Annotated in this window: 4 protein-coding genes; all 4 read left to right on the forward strand. The window is 73.0% G+C overall.

Annotation, left to right across the window (positions count from 1 at the left end; translation table 11 throughout):
* Positions 1-142 (forward strand): tryptophan biosynthesis modulator TrpM (gene trpM / locus ACJA3G_RS33210; protein WP_406556751.1); only part of this gene is annotated, 142 nt, incomplete at its 5' end.
* 160 nt (positions 143-302) lie between these two features.
* Positions 303-1,592, forward strand: coding sequence for a tryptophan synthase subunit beta (trpB, locus tag ACJA3G_RS33215; protein WP_406556748.1), 1,290 nt, complete (start codon positions 303-305; stop codon positions 1,590-1,592).
* On the forward strand, positions 1,589-2,404 hold the full coding sequence (trpA, locus tag ACJA3G_RS33220) for a tryptophan synthase subunit alpha (RefSeq protein ID WP_406556749.1): 816 nt from the start codon (positions 1,589-1,591) through the stop codon (positions 2,402-2,404). Before trpB ends, trpA begins: the two co-directional genes overlap by 4 nt.
* A 131-nt stretch (positions 2,405-2,535) precedes the next feature.
* On the forward strand, positions 2,536-3,541 hold a 1,006-nt coding region (locus ACJA3G_RS33225; RefSeq protein WP_406556750.1), incomplete at its 3' end, for a DsbA family protein.

Consider the following 3,541-nt stretch of genomic DNA (forward strand, 5'->3'; position numbering starts at 1 on the left):
CGCCTCGCCCCGCCTCGCCCCCGGCTGCCGCCCCCGCGGCTGCCGCGCCCCGGCGCGCCGGGTGCACGGGCGGCGCGTGCGCTATGTGATCGGTTCGGAGCCGGGCCAGGTCAACGGGATGCGATGGCGCGGCCTGCCCTGAGCGCCGCCTGAGCCCGCGCCCCCTCGGGGGCGGGGAACCGCGCGACCAGCCCCCCGCGGTCTGCTGTCGCGCACTCGGCTCACCCTGTACGGCGCCTGGGCGGATCCGTGACCACACGCAACCCAGGACCGGGGCCATACCGCCCCGGGGAGGTATCCCCATGTCCCAAGAGCACGAGTTCTTCATCCCGGACCCGGAGGGTCAAGTCCCCACCGTCGAGGGCTACTTCGGCGCGTTCGGCGGCAAGTTCATCCCCGAGGCCCTCGTCGCCGCGGTCGACGAGGTCGCCGTCGAGTACGAGAAGGCCAAGGCCGACCCCGCCTTCGCCGCCGAGCTCAACGACCTCATGGTCAACTACACCGGCCGCCCGAGCGCGCTGACCGAGGTGCCCCGGTTCGCCGAGCATGCCGGCGGCGCCCGGGTCTTCCTCAAGCGCGAGGACCTGAACCACACGGGCTCGCACAAGATCAACAACGTGCTGGGCCAGGCGCTGCTCACCCGGCGCATGGGCAAGACCCGCGTCATCGCCGAGACGGGCGCGGGCCAGCACGGCGTCGCCACCGCGACCGCCTGCGCCCTCTTCGGCCTCGAATGCACCATCTACATGGGCGAGGTCGACACCCTGCGCCAGGCGCTCAACGTCGCCCGGATGCGGATGCTCGGCGCCGACGTCGTCCCCGTGAAGTCCGGCAGCCGCACCCTGAAGGACGCCATCAACGAGGCGTTCCGCGACTGGGTCGCCAACGTGGACCGCACCCACTACCTGTTCGGCACGGTCGCGGGCCCGCACCCGTTCCCGGCCATGGTCCGCGACTTCCACCGGGTCATCGGCGTCGAGGCCCGCCGCCAGCTCCTGGAGCGCACGGGCAGGCTCCCCGACGCGGCCGTCGCCTGCGTCGGCGGCGGCTCCAACGCCATCGGGCTCTTCCACGCCTTCATCCCGGACGCGGACGTACGCCTGATCGGCTGCGAGCCCGCCGGGCACGGCATCGAGACCGGCGAGCACGCGGCGACCCTGACCGCGGGCGAGCCGGGCATCCTGCACGGCTCGCGCAGCTACGTCCTTCAGGACGACGAGGGCCAGATCACCGAGCCGTACTCGATCTCGGCCGGTCTGGACTACCCGGGCATCGGGCCCGAGCACTCCTACCTCAAGGACATCGGCCGCGGCGAGTACCGCGCGGTGACCGACGACGCCGCCATGCAGGCGCTGCGGCTGCTCTCGCGCACCGAGGGCATCATCCCGGCCATCGAGTCGGCGCACGCCCTCGCGGGCGCGCTCGACGTCGGCAAGGAGCTCGGCAAGGACGGCCTGATCGTGATCAATCTGTCCGGTCGCGGCGACAAGGACATGGACACGGCCGCCCGCTACTTCGGCCTGTACGGCACCGACGCCGAGGTGGCCGCCGACGCCGCGGGCCTCGCCGAGATCGAGGGAGACGCCAAGTGAGCGGGAACGTGCGACTGCTGAGCGACACCCTCGCCAAGGCGAAGGCCGAGGACCGCGCCGCGCTCATCGCCTACCTGCCGGCCGGGTTCCCGACCGTCGACGGCGGCATCGACGCCGTCAAGGCCGTCTTCGAGGGCGGCGCGGACATCGTCGAGGTCGGTCTGCCGCACAGCGACCCGGTCCTGGACGGGCCGGTCATCCAGACCGCCGACGACATCGCCCTCAAGGGCGGGGTGAAGATCGCCGACGTGCTGCGCACGGTCCGCGAGGCGCACACCGCCACCGGCAGGCCGGTGCTGGTGATGACCTACTGGAACCCCATCGACCGGTACGGCGTGGAGCGCTTCACCGCCGAGCTCGCCGAGGCGGGCGGCGCCGGCTGCATCCTGCCCGACCTGCCGGTCCAGGAGTCCGCGCTGTGGCGCGAGCACGCCGACAAGCACGGCCTCGGCACGGTCTTCGTGGTCGCGCCCAGCAGCAAGGACGAGCGGCTCGCGCGGATCACGGCGGCCGGCTCCGGCTTCGTGTACGCGGCGTCCCTGATGGGCGTCACCGGCACGCGCGCGTCGGTCGGCGCCCAGGCCGAGGACCTGGTGCGGCGCACCCGGGCCACTACCGAGCTCCCCGTCTGCGTCGGCCTCGGCGTCTCCGACGCGGACCAGGCCCGGGAGGTCGCCGCCTTCGCCGACGGCGTGATCGTCGGCTCGGCGTTCGTGCAGCGGCTGCTCGACGCGCCGGACCACGCCGCGGGCCTCGCCGCCGTGCGCGCCCTCGCGGGTGAACTCGCCGAGGGCGTACGCCGTACGCCGTAAGGGTGTAGGCCGTACGCCGCAACGCTCCGTAACCCCTTCCGGTTCGGACGGACCCGGAACGCGTTAGCTCGTACGGGTGGATCTGGGACCGGGGAGGCACGTGGGTGCCTCCCCGGTTCGTTGCTGCGGGTGTGAGCGAGAAGAACCAAGAAGGCAAGAGAACGGCCCGCGAGCGGCTGGCCCAGGAGCGCGAGCGGCAGCGGACCCATGACCGCCGCAGACGCACGATGATCGTCGCCGCGGCGGTGGTGTGCGTCCTCGGGCTCGCCGCGGTGATCGGCGTGATCGCCGCCAACACCAAGAGCGGCGGCAAGAAGAGCACGGCGGGCCCGCTGCTCGCGCCCGCCGGAGCGGAGGGCAAGGACAGACTCGCCATCCCGGTGGGCGCCGCCGACGCGCCGTCCACGCTCACGGTCTGGGAGGACTTCCGCTGCCCGGCGTGCGCCGCGTTCGAGAACGGCTTCCGGTCCACGGTCCACGAGCTGGAGGACAGTGGCGCGCTCCGCGTCCAGTACCACCTCGCCACCCTGATCGACCGCAACCTCGGCGGCAGCGGCTCGCTGCGCGCGGCGAACGCGGCGGGCTGCGCGCAGGACGCCGGGAAGTTCTCGGCGTACCACGACGTGCTCTACACCAACCAGCCCCAGGAGACGAACGACGCGTACGGGAAGAACGACAAGCTGATCGAGCTGGCCCGGAAGGTCCCCGGCCTGGACACGGCCACCTTCCGCTCCTGCGTGGAGGAGGGAAAGCACAACAGCTGGGTCACCAAGTCAAACGACGCGTTCCAGAACGGCGGCTTCAGCGGGACACCGACGGTCCAGCTGAACGGGGAGTCGGTCTTCCCGCAGAAGGGCAGCGAGCAGATCAGCCCGGCGAACCTGAAGAAGTGGGTCGCCGAGGCGAACAAGGGCAAGCAGCCGGGCACGGCCTCGCCGTCGGTGGCGACCGCGGCCCCGAGCTCCCCGGCCGCGGGCGCGCCCGCCACCGGGTCCGGGACGCCGAAGCCGAAGGCCCCGCACGGGCCCGGGCCCGCGGGCGCCCGCGGCCGGGGAGCTCGGGGCCGCGGTCGCCACCGACGGCGAGGCCGTGCCCGGCTGCTTGCCCTTGTTCGCCTCGGCGACCCACTTCTTCAGG

This window comes from Streptomyces sp. YS-3 (genome assembly GCF_045257485.1).
Taxonomy (GTDB): Bacteria; Actinomycetota; Actinomycetes; order Streptomycetales; family Streptomycetaceae; genus Streptomyces.